17 protein-coding genes are annotated in these 22,906 nt (G+C 73.0%); 6 read left to right on the forward strand and 11 right to left on the reverse strand.

Annotated features, from left to right (window positions below; all coding sequences use genetic code 11):
- Positions 1-27: 27 nt before the first annotated feature.
- On the reverse strand, positions 28-1,074 hold the full coding sequence (locus ACZ4N4_RS18030; RefSeq protein WP_453567222.1) for a LacI family DNA-binding transcriptional regulator: 1,047 nt from the start codon (positions 1,072-1,074) through the stop codon (positions 28-30).
- Positions 1,075-1,305: 231 nt separating this feature from the next.
- On the opposite strand from ACZ4N4_RS18030, the gene ACZ4N4_RS18035 reads away from it, so the two are divergent.
- The gene (locus tag ACZ4N4_RS18035) at positions 1,306-1,977 is read left to right on the forward strand and encodes a TetR/AcrR family transcriptional regulator (RefSeq protein WP_467589588.1); all 672 of its coding nucleotides are present in this window, start codon (positions 1,306-1,308) and stop codon (positions 1,975-1,977) included.
- 9 nt (positions 1,978-1,986) lie between these two features.
- Positions 1,987-3,153 carry an FAD-dependent oxidoreductase gene (locus ACZ4N4_RS18040; protein WP_467589591.1) on the forward strand — a complete coding sequence of 389 codons (1,167 nt, stop codon included), beginning with the start codon at positions 1,987-1,989 and terminating at the stop codon, positions 3,151-3,153.
- Here ACZ4N4_RS18040 and ACZ4N4_RS18045 read toward each other — a convergent pair.
- Complete coding sequence (locus ACZ4N4_RS18045) at positions 3,128-3,808, reverse strand: TetR/AcrR family transcriptional regulator (RefSeq protein ID WP_467589594.1); 681 nt, start codon at positions 3,806-3,808, stop codon at positions 3,128-3,130. The genes ACZ4N4_RS18040 and ACZ4N4_RS18045 overlap by 26 nt on opposite strands.
- 102 nt (positions 3,809-3,910) lie before the next feature.
- On the opposite strand from ACZ4N4_RS18045, the gene ACZ4N4_RS18050 reads away from it, so the two are divergent.
- Positions 3,911-4,468 carry an NADPH-dependent FMN reductase gene (locus ACZ4N4_RS18050; protein WP_450758221.1) on the forward strand — a complete coding sequence of 186 codons (558 nt, stop codon included), beginning with the start codon at positions 3,911-3,913 and terminating at the stop codon, positions 4,466-4,468.
- 157 nt (positions 4,469-4,625) lie between these two features.
- Here the strand turns inward: ACZ4N4_RS18050 and ACZ4N4_RS18055 are convergent, their stop codons facing one another.
- Complete coding sequence (locus tag ACZ4N4_RS18055; protein WP_467589597.1) at positions 4,626-5,507, reverse strand: LLM class F420-dependent oxidoreductase; 882 nt, start codon at positions 5,505-5,507, stop codon at positions 4,626-4,628.
- 263 nt (positions 5,508-5,770) lie between these two features.
- Between ACZ4N4_RS18055 and ACZ4N4_RS18060 the strand changes: the two genes are divergently transcribed.
- Positions 5,771-6,745, forward strand: a complete 975-nt coding sequence (locus tag ACZ4N4_RS18060; RefSeq protein ID WP_467589600.1) for an alpha/beta hydrolase — start codon at positions 5,771-5,773, stop codon at positions 6,743-6,745.
- A gap of 19 nt (positions 6,746-6,764) precedes the next feature.
- Here the strand turns inward: ACZ4N4_RS18060 and ACZ4N4_RS18065 are convergent, their stop codons facing one another.
- The 3 genes from ACZ4N4_RS18065 to ACZ4N4_RS18075 all read right to left on the reverse strand — a co-directional run bounded on the left by ACZ4N4_RS18065 (position 6,765) and on the right by ACZ4N4_RS18075 (position 11,422).
- Positions 6,765-8,699, reverse strand: coding sequence for a right-handed parallel beta-helix repeat-containing protein (locus ACZ4N4_RS18065; RefSeq protein WP_467589603.1), 1,935 nt, complete (start codon positions 8,697-8,699; stop codon positions 6,765-6,767).
- 178 nt (positions 8,700-8,877) lie between these two features.
- The gene (locus ACZ4N4_RS18070) at positions 8,878-9,336 is read right to left on the reverse strand and encodes a (2Fe-2S)-binding protein (RefSeq protein ID WP_467589606.1); all 459 of its coding nucleotides are present in this window, start codon (positions 9,334-9,336) and stop codon (positions 8,878-8,880) included.
- Positions 9,337-9,367: 31 nt separating this feature from the next.
- On the reverse strand, positions 9,368-11,422 hold the full coding sequence (locus tag ACZ4N4_RS18075; protein ID WP_453567436.1) for a xanthine dehydrogenase family protein molybdopterin-binding subunit: 2,055 nt from the start codon (positions 11,420-11,422) through the stop codon (positions 9,368-9,370).
- A 184-nt stretch (positions 11,423-11,606) separates the two neighbouring features.
- Here ACZ4N4_RS18075 and ACZ4N4_RS18080 point away from each other — a divergent pair, with 184 nt between their 5' ends.
- Positions 11,607-12,617 carry a helix-turn-helix domain-containing protein gene (locus ACZ4N4_RS18080; RefSeq protein WP_467589609.1) on the forward strand — a complete coding sequence of 337 codons (1,011 nt, stop codon included), beginning with the start codon at positions 11,607-11,609 and terminating at the stop codon, positions 12,615-12,617.
- Here the strand turns inward: ACZ4N4_RS18080 and ACZ4N4_RS18085 are convergent.
- The gene (locus tag ACZ4N4_RS18085; protein WP_467590625.1) at positions 12,611-16,612 is read right to left on the reverse strand and encodes a molybdopterin-dependent oxidoreductase; all 4,002 of its coding nucleotides are present in this window, start codon (positions 16,610-16,612) and stop codon (positions 12,611-12,613) included. The two genes, ACZ4N4_RS18080 and ACZ4N4_RS18085, sit on opposite strands and share 7 nt — an antisense overlap.
- A gap of 303 nt (positions 16,613-16,915) precedes the next feature.
- Here ACZ4N4_RS18085 and ACZ4N4_RS18090 point away from each other — a divergent pair, with 303 nt between their 5' ends.
- The gene (locus tag ACZ4N4_RS18090; protein ID WP_467589611.1) at positions 16,916-18,619 is read left to right on the forward strand and encodes a SpoIIE family protein phosphatase; all 1,704 of its coding nucleotides are present in this window, start codon (positions 16,916-16,918) and stop codon (positions 18,617-18,619) included.
- A 66-nt stretch (positions 18,620-18,685) separates the two neighbouring features.
- On the opposite strand, the gene ACZ4N4_RS18095 is transcribed toward ACZ4N4_RS18090, so the two are convergent.
- From ACZ4N4_RS18095 to ACZ4N4_RS18110, 4 genes are all read right to left on the reverse strand, one after another.
- Entirely contained in the window at positions 18,686-19,711 is a 1,026-nt protein-coding gene (locus tag ACZ4N4_RS18095) for an alcohol dehydrogenase (RefSeq protein WP_467589614.1), read from the reverse strand.
- A 133-nt stretch (positions 19,712-19,844) separates the two neighbouring features.
- Positions 19,845-20,006, reverse strand: coding sequence for a hypothetical protein (locus ACZ4N4_RS18100; RefSeq protein ID WP_467589616.1), 162 nt, complete (start codon positions 20,004-20,006; stop codon positions 19,845-19,847).
- Positions 20,003-21,088 carry a hypothetical protein gene (locus ACZ4N4_RS18105; protein WP_467589619.1) on the reverse strand — a complete coding sequence of 362 codons (1,086 nt, stop codon included), beginning with the start codon at positions 21,086-21,088 and terminating at the stop codon, positions 20,003-20,005. The genes ACZ4N4_RS18100 and ACZ4N4_RS18105 overlap by 4 nt, the downstream gene beginning before the upstream one ends.
- Positions 21,089-21,272: 184 nt before the next feature.
- On the reverse strand, positions 21,273-22,691 hold the full coding sequence (locus ACZ4N4_RS18110) for a lamin tail domain-containing protein (RefSeq protein WP_467589621.1): 1,419 nt from the start codon (positions 22,689-22,691) through the stop codon (positions 21,273-21,275).
- Between the last annotated feature and the right edge of the window lie 215 nt (positions 22,692-22,906).

The following is a 22,906-nucleotide window of genomic DNA, read 5'->3' on the forward strand; positions in this document are numbered from 1 at the left end:
AAGCACCGCCCCGTCCAGGGTGACCCATCAGCTGGACTCGCGCCGTACCACCGAGGCGCCGAGCACCTCGTGCGTCTCCGGTGCGCCGCCCGGGTCGCGCACCACGCGGTCGACCAGTTCGGCGAGCTCACGGCCGGAGGGCAGCTCGATGTGGATCGTGGAGAGCCGGGGCCGCAACAGCCGGCCGAGCATCAGGTCGTCGGCGCCGACCACGGCGGCGTCCTCGGGGACACGCACGCCCTCGTCCTGGAGGGCGCGCATTAACAGCATCGCGTACTCGTCGTTGTACGCGAACACCGAGTCGACCCCCAACTCCCGCCAGCGCGCGGCGAGTTCGGACGCAGACTCCTCCGTGAAGCCGAGCGGCAGCTCGGTCACCGTGGCGTCGGTGCCGTACAGGGCCCGGCGGACGCCTTCGAGGCGGGGCCGGGAGTAGGTCTCCAGGCCGGTCTCCTCGGGGACGACCACGCCGATGCGGCGCCGGCCACGGGCGTACAGATGGGCGCCGGCGCAGCGGCCGACGGCGTCATGGTCCATCAGCAGGGCGTGTGCGCCGTCGACCCGCTCGGGGCCGAGGGTGACCACGGCGCGGGCACCGGCCCGTTTGAGGACAGCGACGCCCTCGGTGCCGAGTCCGGCGCCCGGGACCAGCACGGCCACCGGCCTCAACTCGGCCCAGGCACGGGCGGCTTCGTCCCCGCTCAGGCCCCCGGTGCCGTACTGGACGACCGTGTAGTCGAGGCGGCTGAGGGCCCACTGGAGGTCGTTGATGAACTGGCCGTAGAGCGGGCCCATCGGGATGGCCGGGGCGGGCATCAGGACCATCCGGCTGTGGCCGGCGCGCAGGCTGCGGGCGGCCGCGTGCGGGACGTACCCCAGTTCCTTCGCGGCCTGGTGGACCCGGCGGCGGGTGGGCTCACTGATCCGTACGGCACTGGTGTTGTTGAGGACGTAGGAGACGGTCGCGCGGGAGACGCCGGCCAGACGGGCCACATCGGCGCTCGTGGGGACCGAGCGCGGAGTCGGCAACGCTGCCGAGGGCGTATTCGGTATCTGCACCATGACGTACGGCATCTTGGCAGAAGGCCGGGGAGGGGGGACCGGCGGGGCAAGGTGGTTCACCGTTGCACGAATTGGGCCCACCACGCCACCCATCGCACCGCTCAGGACGCCGCCCAGGATGCCGCTCGCGAGGCCCTCACGACGCCGCTGACGACACCCCTGACGACGCCGCTGACGGCATGCTGGTACGAACATGTTCGTTCAGAACTTGTTCGTGACGAACATGTTCGTTACAGTCGACGCATGCCAGCAACCCCCCGCTCTCGCCGGGAGCGCCCCGCCAAGCCCGCCCTGACCAGAGAGAGCATCGTCGGCGTCGCCGTGGAGGTCCTGCGCGCCGAGGGCCTGCAGAAGGTCACCATGCGGCGCCTGGCCCAGGAGCTCGACACCGGCCCGGCCTCGCTGTACGTCTACGTCCGCAACACCGCCGAGCTGCACGCGGCGGTCCTGGACGAACTGCTCGGCACATTGGCCCCGGCCCCGGCCGAGGGTGACTGGCGGGAGCGGCTGGAGCGGGTGCTCATCGCCTACACGCAGCTGCTCCTGGAGTATCCGAGCCTCGCCCGCTCCGCTCTGACCGCGTGGCCGAGCGGCCCGCACTACCTGGACCTGATCGAGAACCTGCTGGGCCTGCTCGACGAGGGCGGGGTACCGCGCGAGCGGGCCGCCTGGGGCGTCGACCTGCTGCTCCAGCGCGCCACCGCGACCGCCGCCGAACACGCGGGCGGGGAGTCCCGGGGGGACTGGGACGCGCTCGGCCACGCGCTCGGCGAGGTGTCGGAGCGGACCCATCCGCACATCGCCGCCGCGTCCGGGCTGCTCCTGTCGGGGCCGCCCGAGGCCCGCGCGTCCTGGGCCTTCCAGGCCCTGATCAACGGCATCGAACGTACCGCCGTACCCGAACCTCACGACTAGGAGACCACCATGTCGGTTCCCCACCACCCCATAGCGATCATCGGCGCCGGTCTCGGCGGGCTCACCCTCGCCCGGGTGCTCCATGTGCACGGCGTCCGGGCCGCCCTCTTCGACCTCGATGCCTCCCCCGCCGCCCGCACCCAGGGCGGCATGCTCGACATCCACGACGACTCGGGCCAAGTGGCACTGCGCGCGGCCGGGTTGTACGAGGAGTTCCTGGCGCGCGTCCACGCCGGCGGCCAGGCGGTGCGGGTGCTGGACAAGGACGCCCGGGTCCGTTACGCGGCGGCCGACGACGACAACGGCGGCCGTCCGGAGATCGACCGGGGCGATCTGCGCCGGCTGCTGCTCGGCTCGCTGCCCGAGGGCGCGATCCGCTGGGGCGCGAAGGTCACCGGCGCCCGCCCGCTCGGCGACGGCCGGCACGAGGTGCTCCTGGAGGACGGCGGCTCCTTCACCACCGACCTGCTGGTCGGCGCCGACGGCGCCTGGTCGCGGGTGCGCCCGCTGGTCTCGGACGCCCGGCCCGCGTACTGCGGCGTGTCGTTCGCGGAGGCCGACCTGCCGGACGCGGACACACGGCATCCGGTGAGCGCCGAGGTCGTCGGCGGCGGGATGCTGTTCGCGCTCGGCGGGGGCCGGGGCATCCTGGCCCACCGCGAGAGCGACGGCAGCCTGCACGTGTACGCGGCGGTCGAGGCGCCCGAGGAGTGGCTGGACGGGATCGACTTCACCGACACCGAGGCGGCCAAGCGGGCCGTCCTGGCGTCCTTCGACGGCTGGGACAAGAGCCTGCGGGCGCTGGTCGCGGACGCGGAGGGCACGCTGACCCCGCGCCGGATCCACGCGCTGCCCGCCGGCCACCGCTGGGACCGGACCCCCGGGGTCACGCTGCTCGGCGACGCGGCCCATCTGATGTCACCGTTCGCCGGCGAGGGCGCCAACCTGGCCCTGATCGACGCGGCCGACCTGGGCCTGGCCCTCGTCGCGCACCCGGACGACACGGAGGCCGCTCTGGCCGCCTACGAGGCCCGGATGTTCCCGCGCGCCGAGACGGCCGCGGCGGAGTCCGCGGCGGGCAGCGCCCTGTTGTTCCAGGCCGACGCGCCGCAGGGCCTGGTCGGGATGTTCAGCGCCGGCCGGCCGGACGTCAGCGCTGCGGCTCCGTCCGCGTGACCCGGGCGACCAGGTCGATCCAGCCGGCCTCCAGGCGCTCCATCGGCATCCCGCACTGCCTGGTCAGGTGGTGGACCAGGGCCGGGTCGAGGTACGCCAGCAACGTCTGGGCGAGCAGTTCGCAGTCGGCCTCCGGCTGGATCCGCCGCAGCAGCATCGTGACGTGCGTGCGCAGCGCCTGCATCGGCGGATTGGCGTAGCGCCGGGTGGGCTCGGGCTGGGCGGCCAGTTGGAGGTCGAGCTGCTCGGCCGCGCGGTACAGCACCGCGACACCGAACGCGCGCAGCCGCTCGACCGGCGGGGCACCGGGCCCCAGTGGCGGCGGCCCGCCCAGGAAGTCCGCCTGGAGCTGGCGCGAGGAGTGGTCGAGCAGCGCCATCAGCAGACCGGTGCGGTCGCCGAAGCGGCGGAAGACCGTGCCCTTGCCCACCTCGGCCGCCGCGGCCACCGCCTCCATGGTGACGCCGGCCACTCCGTGCTCGGCGATCAGCCGCCCGGCGGCCTCCAGCAGCCGGGCACGGTTGCGGGCCGCGTCCGCGCGCAGGCACGGCTCTTCGGGGGCCGGCCCCACGTCGAGCAATTGGGGTGTGTCGAAGGGCTCCTGGGGCTGCGGGAAGGGCGGCAGGACGCTGGACATGAAGACAGCGTAAAGCATCGGGAACAGAACTGGACCGCGGTCCGTTTGGGGTGTTAGAAATTAACCGGACCTTGGTCCGGATTCGTAACAGCAGCGTTTCAGCCCCCTTGGAGTTCCCCCATGTCTGTCCGCATCCTTGCCCTCGTCGGCAGCCTTCGCGCCGGTTCGCACAACCGCCAGCTCGCCGAGGCGGCCGTCAAGCTCGCCCCCGAGGGTGCCGAGGTCGAGGTCTTCGAGGGCCTGGCCGACATCCCGTTCTACAACGAGGACATCGACGTCGAGGGCGGCGTCCCGGCCGCCGCCGCGAAGCTGCGCGCGGCGGCCCAGTCGGCCGACGCCTTCCTGCTCTTCTCCCCCGAGTACAACGGCACCATCCCGGCCGTCCTGAAGAACGCCATCGACTGGCTGTCCCGCCCGTACGGTGCCAGCGCCTTCGGCGGCAAGCCGGTCGCCGTCGTCGGCACCGCCTTCGGCCAGTACGGCGGCGTGTGGGCGCAGGACGAGGCCCGCAAGGCCGTGGGCATCGCCGGCGGCAACGTGATCGAGGACATCAAGCTCTCCATCCCCGGCTCGGTGACCCGCTTCGCCGAGACCCACCCGGTCGACGACGCCGAGGTCGCGGCCCAGCTGACCGAGGTCGTCGCGCGTCTGCACGGCAACGTGGGCGTCGCCGCCTGAGGCACCGCCCGACGGAGGAGCCGGGGCTCGGCGAGCCCCGGCTCCTTCGCATCCCGGCCGATGCGTCCCGGCCGACCGAATCTCGGTCGATCGCGCCCCGGCCGATCGCGTCTCAGTGGATCGCGCCCCGGCCGATAGCGCCCCAGCCGATCGCGTCTCAGTCGATCGCGGCGAGCCGCTCGACGGCCGGGGCCACGAAGCTCTCCATCCACCCCGAGGTCTCCCCCAGGCGCGGGCCCACGATGACGGTGTCGACGCCGAGCTTGGCGTATCCCTCGACGTCCCGGGTGAAGGCGTCGAGGTCTCCGTCGGTGGCCGCGTCCCCGGTGTACGCGATGGTCTTGCGAATGGTGTCGTAGTCGCGCCCGACGGTGTCGCAGTGCCCGCGCAGCACCTCCAGCTTGTGCCGCAGCTCCTCCGCGGAGGAGGGGATCAGATTGCAGGCGTCGGCGTACTGGGCGACCAGCCGCAGGGTCTTCTTCTCGCCCCCGCCGCCGATCATGATCTCCGGGTGCGGGGAGCTGACCGGCGCCGGCACGCAGAGCGTCTCGGCGAGCCGGTAGTGCTTGCCCTCGAAGGGGCCGTTGTTCTCCGGGTCCCACATCTGCAGGCAGATCCGCAGGGTCTCCTCCAGCCGCTCGAAGCGCTCCGCGATCGGCGGGTACGGCACGCCGAGACCGTGGTGCTCACGGTCGTACCAGGCGGCCCCGATGCCCAGTGTGGCCCGGCCGCTCGACACCACGTCCAGGGTGGTGGCGATCTTGGCGAGGAGTCCCGGGTGGCGGTAGGTCACCCCGGTCACCAGGGCGCCCAGCTGGACGGTGGAGGTGCGGCCGGCCAGGTAGCCGAGGGTGGTGTACGCCTCCAGCATGGGGTCCTCGGCGCCGCCGTTGAACTCCATCTGGAAGTAGTGGTCCATCACGGAGACCCAGCTGACGCCCGCCGCCTCCGCCGCGGCACCGGCGGCGGCGAGTTCGGCGCCCAGCGCGGGGCCGCCGCCAGGATGGTTGAACCGGTTGATGTGCACGCCCACGCGCATGGCCGTTCTCCGTTCCGCCCGGATCGTCTTGTGTCCGTCCGACGCTAGAACTTCGAGCGCTCTCGAAGTCAAGGTCCGGGCGTCGGGGTACGGCCGTGTCCTGGACGCGCCCGGCCTGGTGACGGTGGTGCCCTCGGCCGGGACGGCGGACCACCCGCCGGACGGCGGGGAGCTTCCGCCGTCCGGCGGTCCGGCCGGCCGGAGGGGAGCGCGGATCATGGTCGTACGAGCCGTACATTTCGTCACCGCCGCGAGGAGCCGCCATGACCTCCGTACCGCCCCCGTTCGACCCCGAGCTGGCCGCCGCCCTGGAGCTGATCAGGGAGATGATCTCGCCGGGGTTCACGCTGGACGACATCGACACGATCCGGCAGAGCGAGGGGATACGGCTGCTCGCCGAGCTGGACCTCACCATGGACGGGGCGTTCGAGGTGGCGGACCTCACGGTGCCCGGTCCGGCGGGCGCCCCCGAGGTCTCCCTGCTGATCTGCCGGCCCACCGCGCCGCCCGTCCCCGCCCCGCTGCCGGTGATCTACCACGTGCACGGCGGCGGCATGGTGATCGGCAACAACCGGGTGGGGGTGGACGTCCCGCTGGCCTGGGCGAGGGAACTGGGCGCGGTGGTGGTGTCGGTGGAGTACCGGCTGGCGCCCGAGCACCCGCATCCGGCGCCGGTCGAGGACGTGTACGCCGGGCTGCTGTGGACGGCGGAGCACGCGAAGGACATCGGCGGCGATCCCGAGCGGATCGTGATCGCGGGAGCCAGCGCGGGCGGCGGCCTCACCGCGGCGCTGGCCCTTCTCCTGAGGGACCGTCAGGGTCCGGCGGTGATCGGCCAGATGCTGATGTGCCCGATGCTGGACGACCGTAACGACACCCCGTCCAGCCACCAGATGAAGGGCCTCGGGATCTGGGACCGCACGGCCAACGAGACCGGCTGGACCGCCCTCCTCGGCGACGCCCGCGGCGGCCCCGGCGTCTCCCCCTACGCGGCCCCCGCCCGCGCCACCGACCTCACGGACCTCCCCCCGGCCTTCCTCGACGTCGGCTCCGCCGAGACCTTCCGCGACGAGACCGTCGCCTACGCCTCCCGCATCTGGCAGTCGGGTGGCATCGCCGAACTCCACGTCTGGCCCGGCGGCTTCCACGGCTTCGACGGCTTCGCCCCACAGGCCGCCCTGTCCCAGTCGGCGAGGACGGCCCACACGGACTGGCTGCGCCGGCTGCTGGCGCGCTGAGGATCGCGGGGCCCGGCGGTCAGCGCAGGCCCGGGGCCCGGCGGTACGGCGGCCTTGGGCCTGCGTTGGCCGTGATGGTGGCGCAGGTGGGGAGGGATGCGCAGGGGTGGGTCGGGGTGAGGAGGGTGTTGTGGGCGAAGTGGAGGTGTCGAGGGTCGCCGCAGTCGGGGGCGGGGGGCCAGGCGCCGGGGTAGGTGCGGCGCGGGAGCCAGGTGGGGACCTTGTCGTCCCAGTAGTTGTCGAGGTAGCGGATGTTCTGGACCGGGCGGTCGCCCCAGTTCTCGCTGCAGCCGCCGATCGAGGCGACGTAGTCGTGCACGACGTTGTCGCGGACGGTGATGCGGTTGCTGGAGTCGTCGGTGTAGATGCCGACGTTCCAGATGCCGTGGGCGCTGTCCGTGACGGCGTTGCGGGCCACCAGGGCGCCGGCCGCGTAGGAGGGGCCCTGTTCGCCGCGCAGGTAGATGCCGCCGCCGTCGGCCAGCAGGCGGTTGGTGGCGAAGACCCGGTTGCCGAGAATGCGGTTGCGGCGGGTCAGGCCGCGCAGGTCCTCGCTGGGGCCGGAGAGGATGCCGGTGTAGGGGACGTGGTCGACCTGGTTGTGGGCGATGAGGGTGTCCTGGGTGGCGCTGTTCCAGATGCCGGAGGCCGCCCGGTACTCGACGCCGATGTGGTGGATCCAGTTGTCCGTGACGCGGTTGCCCGTGCTCGTGCCCCGGGTGGCCGGGGGCAGGACGCCCAGGGCGACGCCTCCGTCGGAGATGTCCGAGAAGACGTTTCCGGTGACCTTGTTGTACGAGCTGTCGGCGGCGAAGTCGACGCCCTGGGCGCCCAGATGGGTGAAGCGGTTGCCGGTGAGGGTGATGTGCTCGGCGTGCCGGAAGGTGACGTTGCCGGGCACGGTGAGCGCCGTGATGTCACCGCCCTTGCCGGGGCGCATGTACATGCTCCAGGCGGCGGCGAAACCGGCCCGCTCGTTCGGCGCCAGCCAGGTGGCGTGGGCGAAGGTGAGGCCGCGCAGAGTGAGGTCGTGCACGGGGCGGCCCGCGGAGCTGCCGGTCCCGCTGACCAGGGTCTGGAGGGCGGGGGCCGTCACCTCGGTTCGGGTCATGTCCTCACCCGGGCGGGGGCGGTAGAGAAGGGTGTGGTGAGCGTGGCGGGAGCGATCCAGGTACCAACTTCCGGCCCTGCCCAGGAAGTTCGGGGCGTTCTCGACGTCGTGGGTCTGGGTCAGGGCGTCCGCTCCGTACACGGCCCGGGCCAGCCGCCAGCAGGGCTGGTCCATGGTGATCGCGGTCCGGCCGGCGGCGGTCCTGGAGATCGCGGCGACACCGCAGCGGCCCTCCACGTAGTCGTAGCGGTAGACGACTTCGAGGTCGGCCGGGTGGCGCCAGGCGAGCGGGGTCCTGCTGGTCGTGATGTAGCCGGTGGCCGTCAGCCTCGGTTTTCCGGGCAGGGGTGCGTTCCGGGCCGCGCGCGGGACCCGGCGGCCGTTGACGTAGAGCTGGCGGGTCTCCAGGGTCCCGACGTCGGCCCGCCAGACGCCGGGCCGCCCGGGGTCGGGGCGCCAGCCGGTGACCGGGCGGCCGCCGCTGAGGGTGACCGGCTCCTGGTGCGCGGTGCCGTAGCCGTACGCCTGGTAGACCACCCGGTGGCCGTGCCGGCCCGAGTCGGCCGGGGTCAGGCGGAGGGGCGCGGTCAGGCGGTAGGTGCCGCCGCGCAGGTTGACCGTGATCTCCGCGGTCATCCGCGGGGCCATGGCCCGTACCGCCTGCTGGACGCGAGCCGGTGTGGCGAAGGGCCGGTCCAGGGTGCCGGGCCCGTGGTCGTCACCCCAGGGGGCCACGTAGAGCTGAGTGGTGGGTGGGTGGTTCGGAGCCGGTGCGCCGGCCGTCGACGCCAGTACGGCCGCCATGGCCAGGGCCGTGACCGCACTCCCCCGTGCTGTCCTCACGTGCTGCCTCCCGCTCGTCGGATGGGTCCATCGTGGAGCGGGCGCGGGTGCCGGGCAGTCGGCCGATCGTCTGTGCGTGGGCCTCTTTGGTCGTTGGCCGGGCGACGGGAGGAGGAGTCGGCGGTCCGGCTGCCGACGCCCTCCGGCGACGGCCGCCGACTCCTGGCGCGGGGCGCGCTCAGCCCCCGTTCGCCGACGCCTTCTTGATCGCCTCCCTGATCCTGGAGTAGGTGCCGCAGCGGCAGACGTTCTCGATGCGGTCGATGTCGGCGTCCGTCGGGTGCGGGGTGCGTCTCAGGAGGGCGGCGGCCGCCATGATCTGGCCGGGCTGGCAGAAGCCGCACTGGGCCACGTCGCAGTCCAGCCAGGCCTGTTGGACGGGGTGCAGGGTGTCGCCGTCGGCGAGGCCCTCGATGGTGGTGACCGCACGGTCCGCGCAGTCGGCGACCGGGACCGTGCAGGGCTGGATCTCCTCGCCGTCGAGGTGACTGGTGCAGGCGCGGCAGACGCCCACCCCGCAGCCGTACTTGGGGCCGGTGACGCCCAGCACATCGCGCAGCACCCAGAGCAGGGGCATGTCGGCGGGTGCCTCGACGGTGACCGGTTCGCCGTTGAGGACGAAGGAGTACGAACGCATCAGTGCCTTCAGGGAGTCGGGAGACGGTGGGTCAGAAGTCGAGGGGGAAGGTGCGGGGTTTCGTGCCGGTCGCGCGGGCGTAGGCGTTGGCTACCGCGCCCGCCGCCGCGGGGACGCCGAGTTCACCGGCGCCGCCCGGTGCCCCGCCCGAGGGGAGGATGTGCGCCTCGAACAGGAGGGGGGCGTGCCGCTGACGGGCCCAGTGGAAGTCGGCGAAGCTGCCCTCGCGCACCGCCCCCCGGTCGATGTGCAGCCCGGCCCGCAGCACCGTGGAGATGCCGTCGACGGCGGTCCCCATCAGCTGTGCCTCCAGGCCGCGCGGGTTGACGGCCGTACCGACGTCGGCGGCCATCACCACCTTGGTGACCCGGGGGTTCTTCGGGTCGGTGGCGTCGATCTCGGCCAGACAGGCGACCGCGGATCCGTACTCCTCGTGGACGGCCACGCCCTGGGCGGTGCCCGCAGGCATCGCGCGGCCCCAGTGGCCGGCGGCCGCCGCCTTGGCGAGTACGGCCTTGACCGCCTTGCTCCTCAGGGTGGTGCGGCGGAAGGCGACCGGGTCCCGGCCCAGCGCACGGGCGATGTCGTCGACGACGATCTCCTCGGCCGTGCGCATTGTCCCGGAGTCCACCGAGCGCCAGGCGCCCAGCGGCATCGGCAGCTCGATGCCGCCCGAATCGCCGCCCACGCGGCCGAAGTTGTACAGCCCGCTGTCGCTGGGCAGCGGTCGTACCCCGGCCGCCTGTGCGGTCAGGCCGCTCTCGTCGGAGGACTCCCCCACCGAGGCCGTCAGGTGCTGGAAGGCCACCACCCGGCCGCCGGCGACACTGGCCCGGATCCGGTGGTGGCTCGCGGGGCGCATCCTGCCGTGCCGGGTGTCGTCGTTGCGGCTCCACATCAGTTTCACGGGCTTGCGGGCCGCCTTGGAGACGAGCGCCGCCTCGATGGCGGCGTCGAAGTTGAGCCGGCGCCCGAACGAGCCGCCGCCGCGCACCACGTGGACCCGTACCGCCGAGGTCGCCAGTCCCAGCAGGTCGGCGATCGTCTCGCGGGCGTCCATCGGCGTCTGCGAGGAGAACCACAGCTCGGCGCGGTCGGAGCGGACGTCGGCGACCGCGGTGAGCACCTCCATCGGGGCATGGCTGACGAAGGCGAACGCGAACTCGCCCTCGACCTGGGTCGATCCGCGGGGCGGGGTGCCGAGGCGGGGCACCGCGGACCGCAGCCGGGCGCGGATCTCCTTGTCCGACAGGGGCGCGAGCGGACCGGCGGCCCAGGTGATCCGCAGCGCGTCCCGGGCCTGGAAGGCGTGGTGGAAGGTGTCCGCCACCACGGCGACACCGCCGGGGATCCGCACGATCGCCTGGACGCCGGGCAGGGCGCGGGCCGCCGTGTCGTCGAGGGAGACCAGCTTGCCGCGCAGGGTCGGCGGCCGGGCCACCACGGTCGGTCTCGCCCCGGCCACCGCCAGGTCCCCCGCGTACTTCGCGGCGCCGGTGACGATGTCCCGGGCGTCGATCCTGGTCGTCGGCTTCCCGATCACCCGGTGCCGGGACGCCGGCTTGGGCTTGCTCGACACCTCCGGGACGTGGATCCGGGCCGCGCTCGCGGTGAGGGAGCCGAAGGTGGCCGTCCGGCCGTCGGGCGCGAGGACCCGGGTGTTCCAGGTGCGCAGGATGTGCGCGGGAAGCCGCCAGCGCCGGGCGGCCGCCGTCACCAGCCGGGCGCGCGCGGTGGCGGCCAGCCGCCGGGCCGGGTCGTACAGCGAGCTGACCGAACTGGAGCCGCCGGTGTACTGGTTGCCCTTGGCACGCGCGTCCGCGAGCGGGATCCGCACGTCGGCGAGGCGGGCGTCCAGCTCCTCCGCGATCATCATCGCGACGGCGGTGGTGATGCCCTGGCCGACCTCGACCCGGGGCAGCCGTACGACGACCTGGTTGGCGGCGGTGACCTCCAGGACGAGCATCTCCTCGTCGGTGCCGGTCACCACGACGTCGGAGGCCGGGGTGGCGCCGTCGGCCCGTGGGGTGTCGCAGCCGAGCGGGGCGGCGAGCGTGAGGGTGGCCGCGGCCACCGTGTAGACCATGAGTCCCCGGCGGGACGGTCCGGCGGCGGCCCGCACGGGCTCGTTGCGGTCCAAGCGGGCCTCCTGGCGGTCGGTGGCTGTGTCGACGCTGTGTCTCGACAGCTAGGAGGGGCGGGCGTCCGAAACGGTTGCCTGCCGCGCCCGGCTCTCCTCGCCGTACCGCCGGATGGCGCATCATGGCGGTATGAAGGAGCTGGCGGGGCGGCTGGCCGCGGTGGACCCGGATGCCGGGGCCGCCGTCTCGGTGATCGCCTACTTCGACCGGCTGGCCGAGAGCCGGGCCGGTCTGGAGGCGCTGGTGCGCGGGGCCGCCGTGCTCGCCGGCTGTCCGGCACGGCTGGTCGACGAGGAGCGGCGGGTCCGGCTGCGGGTGGAGCCGGACGGCCGGCGGAAGGACGGCACCGGCGTTCCCGATCCCGGCTGGCCGGGTGCGCCGCTGGTGCCGGGCGGGGCGCCGGCGCTCTGGCTGGAGCGGACCGGGTCCGACGGGCCGAGCGTCGTCGACGCGGTGATCCTGGAGCGGGCCTCGGCGGCCGTACGGTCCGTGCTCGACCGCACTCGGGGCCGGGCCCCGGCGCCGCCGGTGGACGATCCGGCGCTGCTCGAGACGGTCCTGGACGCCGACGCCCCGCTACCGGCCCGGCTGCACGCGGCTCGGCGGCTCGGTCTGGACACCGGCGACCCGTCGGTGCGGGTCCGGGCGGTGGCGGTGGCCGGCGCTCCGCCCCGGATCGTGACGGACGGACAGGCGGTGGCGACGGCGGGGCGCGCGGGCGTGGGTCAGGCGGTGGCCGTGGCGGATCTCCCGCGCTCCTGGGCGGCGGCCCGCACCGCGCTGCGGTTCGCCCCCGACGGCCCTGCGCGACAGCCGGGGTCTGCCGTCGTGCACGCCGAGGAGCTGGGCGGCGTCGCGCTGCTCGCCGATCTCGTCGTACCCGGTGCGGAGCCCGCGCCGGACGTCCGGGCCGTGGAGGCCGCGGCCGCGGACGCGCCCTGGATGCTGCGCACGCTGCACGCGGTCGCGTCGACGGCGAGCCTGCGGGCGGCGGCCGCCGAGGTCAGCGTCCACCACTCGACGCTCCAGGACCGGTTGACGCACGCGGAGCATCTGCTGGGCTGGCCGGTGCGCACCCCGCAGGGCCGGTTCCGGCTGCAACTCGCTCTCACCATGCGGCAACTGACGCGGAATCAGTAGACGTCCCGGACGTAACGCCGCTCCGAGGCGAGCTGTTTGACGTACGCGGTCGCCTCGCCCTCGGTCAGTCCGCCGTGCACGGTGGCGATGTCCTTCAGGGCTCGGTCGACGTCCTTGGCCATCCGGGAGGCGTCGCCGCAGACGTAGAAGTGGGCGCCGTCCTGGAGCCAGGACCACAGCAGCGGGCCGTGTTCGCGCATCCGGTCCTGGACGTACACCTTGGCCCGCTGGTCGCGGGAGAAGGCGGTGTCGAGGCGGCTCAGGGTGCCCTCGGCGAGCAGGGCGGTGAGCTCCTGCTCGTAGTAGAAGTCGGTCGCCCGGTGCTGTTCGCCGAAGAACAGCCAGTTGGGGGCGCGATGGCCGCGGGCGCGGCGCTCCTGGAGGAAGCCCACGAACGGCGCCACACCGGTGCCTGGGCCGACCATCACCATGGGCGTCGCCGGGTCGGCGGGCGGGCGGAAGTGCGGGGAGCGCTGGACGTGCACCGGGACCCGGGTGCCGGGCTCGGCGTCGGCGAGGAACGGGGAGCAGACGCCCTGCCGGGGCCTGCCGTGCAGGTTCTCGTAACGGACCACGGAGACGGTGGTCGAGACCAGGTGGGGGTCGGTGAGCGGGCTGGACGAGATGGAGTACAGGCGCGGTTGCAGCCTGCCGAGGACCCCCGCCCACTCCCCGGCGTCGGCACGGATCCCGAACTCGGCGGCGACGTCGACGGCTTGCCGCCCCCAGGACCACCTGGCCAGCTCGTCCTTGTTGTCCGGGCGCAGCAGTTTGCGCAGCTCGCGGGCGTCACGGGTGCGTTCGGTGGCGAAGCGGAGCAGGTCCGGGGTGATCCGGGTGATGTCGAGGTGCCGCAACAGGGCCTCGGAGAGCGTGACTTCACCGACTCCGTCGACACTCACGCCGGTCTCGCCGTCGAGGCCCGTGACGGTCAGCCACTCCGCCACCAGGTCGCGGGAGTTGAGGGGGCGGACCGCGAGCGCGTCGCCCGCCTCGTAGACCAGCGGCCTCGCGCTGTCGCGGGTGTCGAAGGTGAAACGGCGCACCTCCTTGCCGGCGCCGGGCAGGCTGAGCAGCCGGTTGCCGACGAGCCGGGCGGTGCTGGGGGCGGGCCGCCTGGACCGGGCGGGCGCGGGGGCGGGGGCGGGGGCGGGGGCGGCCGCGGCAGCCCCGTCCTTGAGGGCGGCCAGCACCTGGTCCAGCCAGGACTCCGCCTGTGTCTCGTAGTCGGGTTCGCAGTCGGTGCGCGGGGCGAGCCGGACCGCGCCTAGTTCGTCCATACGACGGTCCAGGCGCCGTCCGTGCCCGCAGAAGTCGTCGTAGGAGGAGTCACCGAAGGCCAGGACGGCGTACCGGCGCCCGGCCAGCCGCCCGGCGTCGAGGGCGGCGAGGCCGTCCCAGAAGCCGGCGCCGTTGTCGGGTGCGTCGCCGTCACCGAAGGTGCTGGTGATCAGCAGCAGGTCGGCGCTCGTGGGCAGGGCGGCAGGATCGGCCTCGTCCATGGCGACCAGGGAGGCCGGGTGGCCGCCCGCGGTGAGGCGTTCGGCGGTGGTGGCGGCGAAGTCCTCGGCGTTGCCGGTCTGCGAGGCCCAGAGGATCACCACCTGGCGGGTGGCCGGCCCTGCCGCCGTGGCCTCGGGCGCCGGTGCACGGGAGTACATGCCGGCGAGGGTGCCGTTGACCCAGCGGGCGTGTTCGGGGCTGAACGGCGCGTCCGGGGGCAGGACGGGGACGCCGGGTGCACCGGCCGGGATACCGGCGAGGAAACCGACCAGGTACTGCCGTTCGGGTTCGGTGAGGACCGGCGGCGGGGCGGGGTCGAGTCCGAAGACGGACGCGGCAGCAGCCGAGGCGGAGGCGGCCGTGGGCAGCGTGGCCGGAGTCTCCGCGACACCCGGCCGCCGCACGCTCACCGGTGTGGAGACCTTGGTCAGCGACACCGCGCACACCTTCAACTCGGGCTGGAAGGACAGCGGATCGACCGCGTCGCTGGTCACCGCGTTGACGCTGAGGTACTCCCCGAACAGGTCGTTCCAGTGGAAGGGCGCGAAGCAGGCACCGGGAAGCACCCGGTCGGTGACGACGGCCGGCAGCACGGCCCGGCCGCGCCGGGAGGCGACCTCCAGGGAGTCGCCGTCGGCGAGGCCGAGCGCGGCCGCGTCCTCGGGGTGGACCTCGACGAACGGGCCGGGGTTGAGCTTGTTGAGCTTGGCGACCTTCGCGGTCTTGGTGAGGGTGTGCCACTGGTGCTGGAGGCGGCCGGTGTTCAGGACGAACGGGTAGTCGTCGTCCGGCATCTCGGCGGGGTCCAGGTGCGGGCGGGCGTGGAAGACGGCGCGGCCGGAGGCGGTGGCGAAGGTGAGGGTGCCGTCGGGGTTGACGTACCGGACCGGGTTGCGGTCGGGGCCGTCAGCGGTGGGCGCGGGCCACTGCACCGGGGTGCCGCGCAGCCGGTCGTAGCTGACTCCGCGCAGGTCGTAGCCGGTCCCCGGGTTGTGGAAGCGTTTGATCTCCTCGAAGATCTGCTCGGCGCTGTCGTAGCAGAAGCCGTCCTCGAAGCCCATCGCGCGGGCGACCGCGGCGATCAGCCGCCAGTCGGCGGTGGCCTCGCCGGGCGGGTCGGCGGCGGGACGGGCGAGGGTGAGGTTGCGCTCGCTGTTGATCAGGACGCCCTCGGACTCGGTCCACAGGGCGGCGGGCAGCACGATGTCGGCGTAGGCGTTGGTCTCGGTGTCGGTGAAGACGTCCTGGGTGACGACGAGCTCGGCGGCCTCCAGGCCCTCGATGACGGTCCGCCGGTTGCCGACGGAGGCGACCGGGTTGGTGCAGATGATCCAGCAGGCCTTGATCTCGCCGTCGGCCATCTTCCGGAACATCTCGACGGTGCCCTTGCCGACGCCGTCGGCGCGGATCGTGCCGGGCTCCAGCCCCCACACGTCCTCGGCGAAGGCCCGGTCGGCGTCGACCAGGACGGACCGCTGACCGGGCAGGCCCGGTCCCATGTACCCCATCTCCCGCCCGCCCATGGCGTTGGGCTGGCCGGTGAGGGAGAAGGGCCCGCTCCCGGGGCGGCAGATCCTGCCGGTCGCGAGGTGCAGGTTGACCAGCGCGTTGGTGTTCCAGGTGCCGTGGGTGGACTGGTTGAGCCCCATGGTCCAGCAGCTGGTCCACTCCCCCGCCTCGCCGATCAGCCGGGCGGCCGCGCGCAGGTCGGCCTCGGGGATGCCGGTGATCGCGGCGACGGCGGCGGCCGGGTAGTCGGCCAGGAAGTCCGGCATCGCCTCCCAGCCCTCTGTGTACGCGGCGATGAACTCGGGATCGGTGTGCCCGTTCTCGTACAGGAGGTGGAGCAGGCCGTTGAGCAGGGCGAGGTCGGTGCCCGGTTTCACCTGGAGGAAGAGGTCGGCCTTCGCGGCGGTGGCGGTGCGGCGCGGGTCGACGACGATCAGTTTCGCGCCCGCCTTCACCCGGTCCATCAGACGCAGGAAGAGGATGGGGTGGCAGTCGGCCATGTTGGCGCCGATGACCAGGAAGACGTCGGCCCGGTCGAGGTCCTGGTACGAGCCGGGCGGGCCGTCGGCGCCGAGGGACAGCTTGTAGCCGGTGCCGGCGCCGGCCATGCACAGCCGGGAGTTGGACTCGATGTTGTTGGTGCGCAGAAAGCCCTTGGTGAGCTTGTTGGCCAGGTACTGGGCCTCCAGGCTCATCTGGCCGGAGACGTAGAGGGCCACCGCGTCCGGTCCGTTCTCGTCGACGATCGCGCGCAGCCGTCGCGCGGTCTCGGCGACGGCGGTGTCCACGGCCGTGGGGACGGCCTCCTCGCCCCGCCCGGGCCGCAGCAGGGCGGTGGTCAGCCGGCCGGGCGCGGCGAGCAGGTCGGCGGTGGTGGCGCCCTTGGTGCACAGCCGGCCGAAGTTCGCCGGGTGCTCCTTGTCGCCGGAGGCCTTCAGGACGGTACGGCGGCCGTCCGGGCCGCTGGCGACGTCCAGGACCATGCCGCAGCCGACCCCGCAGTACGAGCAGACCGTCCGCACCTGGGCCGTGTCGGTGCTGCGCGAGTCCGGCGCGGCCACGGGCACCCCCTGTTCCTGCTGGTCAGCCTCTGTCATCCGGCCCCGACCGTATGCGCGGCTGATTACACCGGCGTCACCGCTCCTGATCAACGGGGGTTAAGGCCGCCGCACAGACCGGCACCCGGCGATGTGAGCGGGCGCGTACGGGTTGCCCCGGGATGCGCGCCACCGGGACCTGGTGGAGGATGAGGGCGGCCGTGGGCGGGGGCAGGCGAGGAGGACCGGGTGGACAGGGACACCTCCTCGCGACGACCGGCCTCCGCGGGCGCACCGCCCGTCGACATCGGCTACATCGATCTGCTGCGCGGCATCGTCGAGGACTCGGCCGTAGGTTTCGCGGTCCTCGACACCGATCTGCGCTACCTGTACGTCAACCCGCACATGGCCCGGATGACCGGCCTGCCCGCCGCCGCCTACCTCGGGCACACCCTGCAGGAGGTGCTGCCGCACATCCAGCGGTCGGAGCAGCTGCTGCGGGACATCCTGCACGACGGACGGCCGCGCGAGACCATCGTCACCGGGCGGACCTGGGTGGACTCGCCGTACCAGGTCCGGGAGTGGCGGTGCGTGTACCACCGGCTGGTGGACAGCACCGGCAAGGTGGTGGGTGTCGCCGGGGTGGGCCTGGAGATCAGTGAGCCGCAGCAGTACGTCTACGAGCTGGAGCGTGCCCATCGGCGGCTCGCGCTGCTGGACGCGGCCGCGTCCCGGATCGGCACCGGCACCGATGTCGCCGGGACCTGCCGGGAGTTGGCGGAGTTCGTCGTACCGGAGCTGGCGGACGCGGCCGGGGTGGAGCTCAATCCGCCGGACACGGCGTCGGGGCGGCGGGCGCCCACCCGGCTCGCCGCGTACGCGACCCGGCCGGGTCTGGTCACCGGTCTCGCGGCGCTGGACGCGCGTGGCGAACTGGTCGGCTGGCCGCGCGGCGCCGGGATCCGGCGGAACCTGGCGGCGGGCCGGGTCCTGCGGCGCAACGCGATCACCTCGGCACAGTGGCGGGCGCTGATTCCGAGCTGGCCGCCGGCCCGGGCTTGTCTGACCGCCGGTGTCCACTCCGTGCTGCTCGCGCCGCTGGTCTCGGACGGCCGGTATCTCGGCAGCCTGCAGCTGGGGCGGGCCGGGGACTCCGGGCCGTTCTCGAGCGAGGACGCCACGGTGGCCCGCGAACTCGCCGCCCGCGCCGCGCGCGCCCTGGACCGGGCGGTCCGCTTCGAGCGTGAGCACACCATGGCGCTGGAGTTGCAGCGGGCCCTGCTTGCCGAGCCGGGCCAGTTGCAGCAGCACGCCGGTGTGGAGACCACCGGGCGCTACCGGCCCGCCGACGACGGCTCGCTGATCGGCGGCGACTGGTACGACGTCCTGGCCCTGCCCGACGGCCGTACGATGCTGGTCATCGGGGATGTGATGGGCCATGGCGTGGACGCTGCGGTGGCCATGAGCCACTACCGTTCGACGCTGCGCGCCCTGGCCCGCGCGGGGCTCTCGCCACGCCGGATCCTGGAACACGCGGACCGGATGGTCTCGGACTCCGGTTTCGAGCGGGTGGCCACCTGCTTCCTCGCGCTCGGTGACGCGGACGTCGCCACCCTCACGTATGCGAGCGCCGGGCATCTGCCGCCGGTCTGGCTGGCCCCCGAGGGCGGGATCGAGCTGGTGCCGGTGCCGGTCGGGCCGCCGCTGGGCAGCGGGCTCGGCCGGTACGAGCAGTGCGTCACCCCGGAACGCGGGGGTGTGCTGCTCCTGTACACCGACGGACTCGTGGAGCGGCGAGGCGAGGACATCGACCGGGGCCTGGCCCGTCTGACCGGGCTGTCCCTGTCGCCCAGCGACCCGCTGGACAAGATCGTCGACAGCGTCCTCGACCACCTCGCCATCGGCTCCGAGGACGACATCGCCCTGCTCGCGGCCCGTGCCGTACGGCCGTGATCGGGGGGCTCAGCCGTAGGTGAGCACCATCCGGCGGCTCAGCCGTGGTGAGCACCATCCGGCGGCTCAGCCATAGGTGAGCACCATCCGGAAGCGCGCGGCCCCGTCCATCATCTTCTGGTAGGCCGCACCCGCCTCCTCCAGCGGTACGGTCTCGATCGTCGGGCGGATCCCGTGCAGGGCGCTGAACTCCATGGTGTCCTGCACCTCCTGGGCGGTGCCGGACGGATGGCCGCGTACCTCCCGGGCACTCATGAGCAGCTGGAACGGACTGATCCCGAGGGGCTCGACGTCGACGCCGACCACCACCAGCTCGCCCCGGGGCCCCAGACCGTCCACGGCCGCCGAGATCGCCTGGGAGTTGCCCGCGGTGGCGAGCACCGCCTTGGCGCCGCCGAGCGACTGGAGGGCCTCCGCGACGGGTGTCGAGGCCGTGGAGTCGATGTAGTGGTGGGCGCCGAGCTGTTTGGCGAAGTCTGCCTTCTCGGCGCCGCGGGCGATGGCCACCGTCTCGAAGCCCATGGCCACCGCGTACTTCACCCCGAGGTGGCCGAGCCCGCCGAGGCCGACGACGGCGACCAGGTCACCGGGCTTCGCCGCGCTGCGCCTGAGCCCGTTGAAGGTGGTCACGCCCGCGCAGCCCAGGGGCGCGGCGTCGGCAGCGGTCAGCCCGTCGGGGATGCGGGCCAGGGCGTCCACCGGGGCGATCACCTGCTCGCCGAACCCGCCGTCATAGCTCCAGCCGGGCGTCTGCATGTTCTCGCAGATGATGAAGTCGCCCTGCCGGCAGGGCTTGCAGTGGCCGCAGCTGCCGCCGAACCAGCCGACGCCCACCCGGTCGCCGATCCGCCAGCCCCAGTCCTCGATGCCCTCGCCGAGTTCCTCGATCCGCCCGGCGATCTCGTGTCCGGGCACCACGGGGAACGTGATGCCCGGCAGCCCGGCGGTCACGAAGTAGCTGTCGCTGTGGCAGATTCCGCATGCCTCCACGGCGATCCGCACATGCCGGGGGCCCGGCCGCGCCACCTCCCGCTCGACGATCTCGAACGGTCCACCCTCGGCGGTCACCTGCGCGACTCGGTAGGTACTCATACGTCTCTCCCGGAACGGGTACGACGGAAACGGTCGAAACCCCCTCCCCCAGCACACCAGCTCAGGGCCGATCGCGCGCGTCGAGCCCGGCGGCCGGCCTGCCGGGCGACGACGGAGGTGCCGCGAGCCCCGCTCAGCGCCTCGCCCGGGCGGCGGCCGCCCTGCCCTTGGCGGCGGCCTCCTGGTGGGCCTTGGCCAGGGAGGCTTCGGCGAGCGGGATCAGCTCGGCCGCGAGAACCTCACCGGCACGCCCTGACCGCTCACCGCGGAGTGACGCGGGGCTACGGGTTGTCACGAAGTGATGCCGTTGTACTGGTCCCAGGTGTAGGCGAGGTCGGGCGAGGAGGGCTTGCCGGACCAGTCGAAGTAGTCCCAGACGAGTTCGGCGGGGTTGGTGGCGAGGTAGCCCCGGCCGGGCAGGTCGTCGCCGTCGTCCCAGGCCCAGGGCGGGTTGGCCGCGTCGGTGTCGCAGGCGCCGTTGGCCGGGCCGAGGACGCCGCCGGCGCCGCACTTGGCACCGTAGGGGTTGGAGCCGTCGTCGCCGGCGAAGTTGTTGGTGGTCGCGAACAGCGAGGTCAGGGTGCGGTTCGCCCACATGCCGTTCGAGGCGAAGACGTCGGTCAGCGTGTACTGCACGTCACGGTCGTTGGAGCCGGACGGCACCTCGGCGGTGGAGCCGGGGTAGTAGACGACGCCGTCTCCGCTCGCGTACTGGTCGCGCTCCTTGGACAGGTAACCCTCGGCCCACGCGGCGTGGGTGTTCGGCTGCTGGGTGGTGAACGGACGTCCGTGGCCGTCGTCGTGCGGGTCGCCCTGGAGCTTCAGGGTGCCGTCGACGCTCTCCTGCCCGCTGGTGAAGTCGCTGCCCGCGGGCACCCAGGAGTAGAAGTTGCTGTGCGCGACGGTGATCGCGGCCTTCAACTGACCGTGAGCGGACCCGTCGTCGGCCACGACGACGAGGACGCCCTCGGAGTCGTTCTCGTGCTCGGACAGGTCCTCCTGGTAGTTGTCAAGGACGCCGTCCGACCAGTCGCGCGGATGGAAGTACGTGTAGAGCAGATACGAGAAGGACGGGGTCTGGACGACCGAGTAGTAGACATGCGCCGCGAGCGCGAACTGGCTGGTGTTCTCCCAGTTGTCGCGGCCGTTGAGGTCACCGTCGTAGTCGTACGAGGTGATGTAGTCGGACTTGCCGCCGAGCGCGGTCTCGCCGGTGGAGTCGACGTCCTGGAAGTTGACGGGGGCCCACCACTGGGCGAGGGCGGCGCGGTCTGCGGCGGAGTCGGCACGGGCCTGGGCGGGGTGGGTGAGGGTGGCGCAGCAGACGGCGGCCAGGGCGGCCGTCAGGGCGAGGGATCTGCGTCGGGTCAGAGGCACACGAGAACGGCGGGGGCGGCTGGTTGCCACGTTTCCTCCGGGGGGCGGCGAAAGGAACCGGCACGTCGGTGAAGTCGACGTGCCGGTACGGGAGTTGACGCTGTGTTCCAGTGGTGCGTGAGGTGCCGCGCGTACGATACAGCGGGGTACCGGCGCGCCGGCAGGGTCAGCGGGGTCAGCGGGGTCAGCAGGTGATCGTGCCCCGTCGCAGGGCGTGGCCGCTGTCGTTGCTGTCGTCGGACCAGTACACGGGCTTGGTGCCGCTGCTGCACGCGTCGGAGCCGGAGACGGCGAAGCCCTCGTTGTTGAGGTTGTCCATGCCGGACGGGCGGTTGTAGATCGCCGTGGTGGCGAGGACACCGGACGCGTTGATCTTCATGGTCCGGTGCTGCCCGTCACAGGTGTCGTCGCAGACCGCCCAGAGGCGGGAGGCCTGCGGCTCCCACTGGAGTTCCATCACGCCGGCCATGCCGCTGCTGAGGGAGGTGACGCGGGTGAAGGTGCCGCCGTCCTTGAGGACGTAGCCGTAGATCATGCCGGTGCCCTCGACGCCCACGAAGAACACCCCACCGGTGTGCGAGCCGTAGTTCGCCGGGTTGTAGGCCGCGCCGGTGGAGGCGTCCTTGAACCCGGCGGCGGTCAGGGTGGCGTCCGGGACCCAGGTGACGGCCTCCAGGCCGAGGTTGGAGCCCACGGACGGCAGGTCCGAGGTCAGGTTCCACTCGGTGGCGGCGGTGAGCGTGGTGGCGGTGCCGCTCACGTCGTACTTCAGGACGGACAGGCGGCTGGTGCCGGACGAGTCCGCGTTGCGCTCACTCGCCACGTAGACGCCCCCGCCGGCTCCGGAGCCGGTCAGGGTGACGCCCTCGTCGTCGGGCGTGCCGGAGCCGCCGGGGAACTTGAGGGTCTTGCCGGAGGTCCAGCCGTTGCTGGTGTCGGCCTTCCAGGCGGTGGAGCCGTTCGGGACCAGCCGCCACAGCTTGCCGCTGTTCTGCGCCGCCCACATCACGCTCCCCTCCTGGTAGAGGCCGCTCAGGTCGGAGCCGAAGGCGTTCTTGGTGTCGGCGGTCGCGACGGAGCTGCCACCCGGCCAGGCCGTCGCCGAAACGCCACCGGATCCACAGTCGTTGGCGGCGCCGAGGGTGACCGCGGCCGAGCCGAAGGTGCCGGTGCCGTCGGGGCAGCGCGACCACGACGGGCCGGAGTGCTCGCTCCAGCTGAAGCTGTCCACGAGGGTGGTGCCGTCGGCGAGGTAGAGGCGTGCCTCGTCGTCGGAGCCCAGACCGAAGGCGTTGTGCACGTCGAAGGCCACGTAGCCGCCGGGGGCGAGCGTGGTCCCGGAGGCTATCGCGTACTTGGAGCTGTCGTTGTCGTCCTTGAGGATCCAGCCGGAGAGGTTCACCGAGGCGGTGCCCTTGTTGTAGAGCTCCACCGAGTCGTTGACGTCCCCGGTGGTCACCACCTCGTTGATCCGGATGTCGTCGGCCGCCGCCGCGTGGGCGGGGGACGCGGTCAGGGCGCCGACGGCGAGCGTCGGGCCGGCGACGGCGACGAGCAGAACACGGAGGCTACGACGCCACCGGCGAACGCGTGATTCGGTCACGAAATCCGTCCTGGGGTTCCGTTGTGACAGGCCGCCAGGACTTTTCCGAGGTGGCCCGAACGGCTGCCCTCACCCAGGTGAGGCCGTTGTGAACGGTGGGCGAATCACCAAGATCGCGCCGGGTGTCCGCGCCGGTCTGCAGACACGCCGTGACCACCAGCGCACCCGCGAGGCCGCGACCGGGTGACGCCCCCGGCAGGCCGCGGGGGTGAGAC

Source organism: Streptomyces sp. NPDC026538 (genome assembly GCF_055567535.1).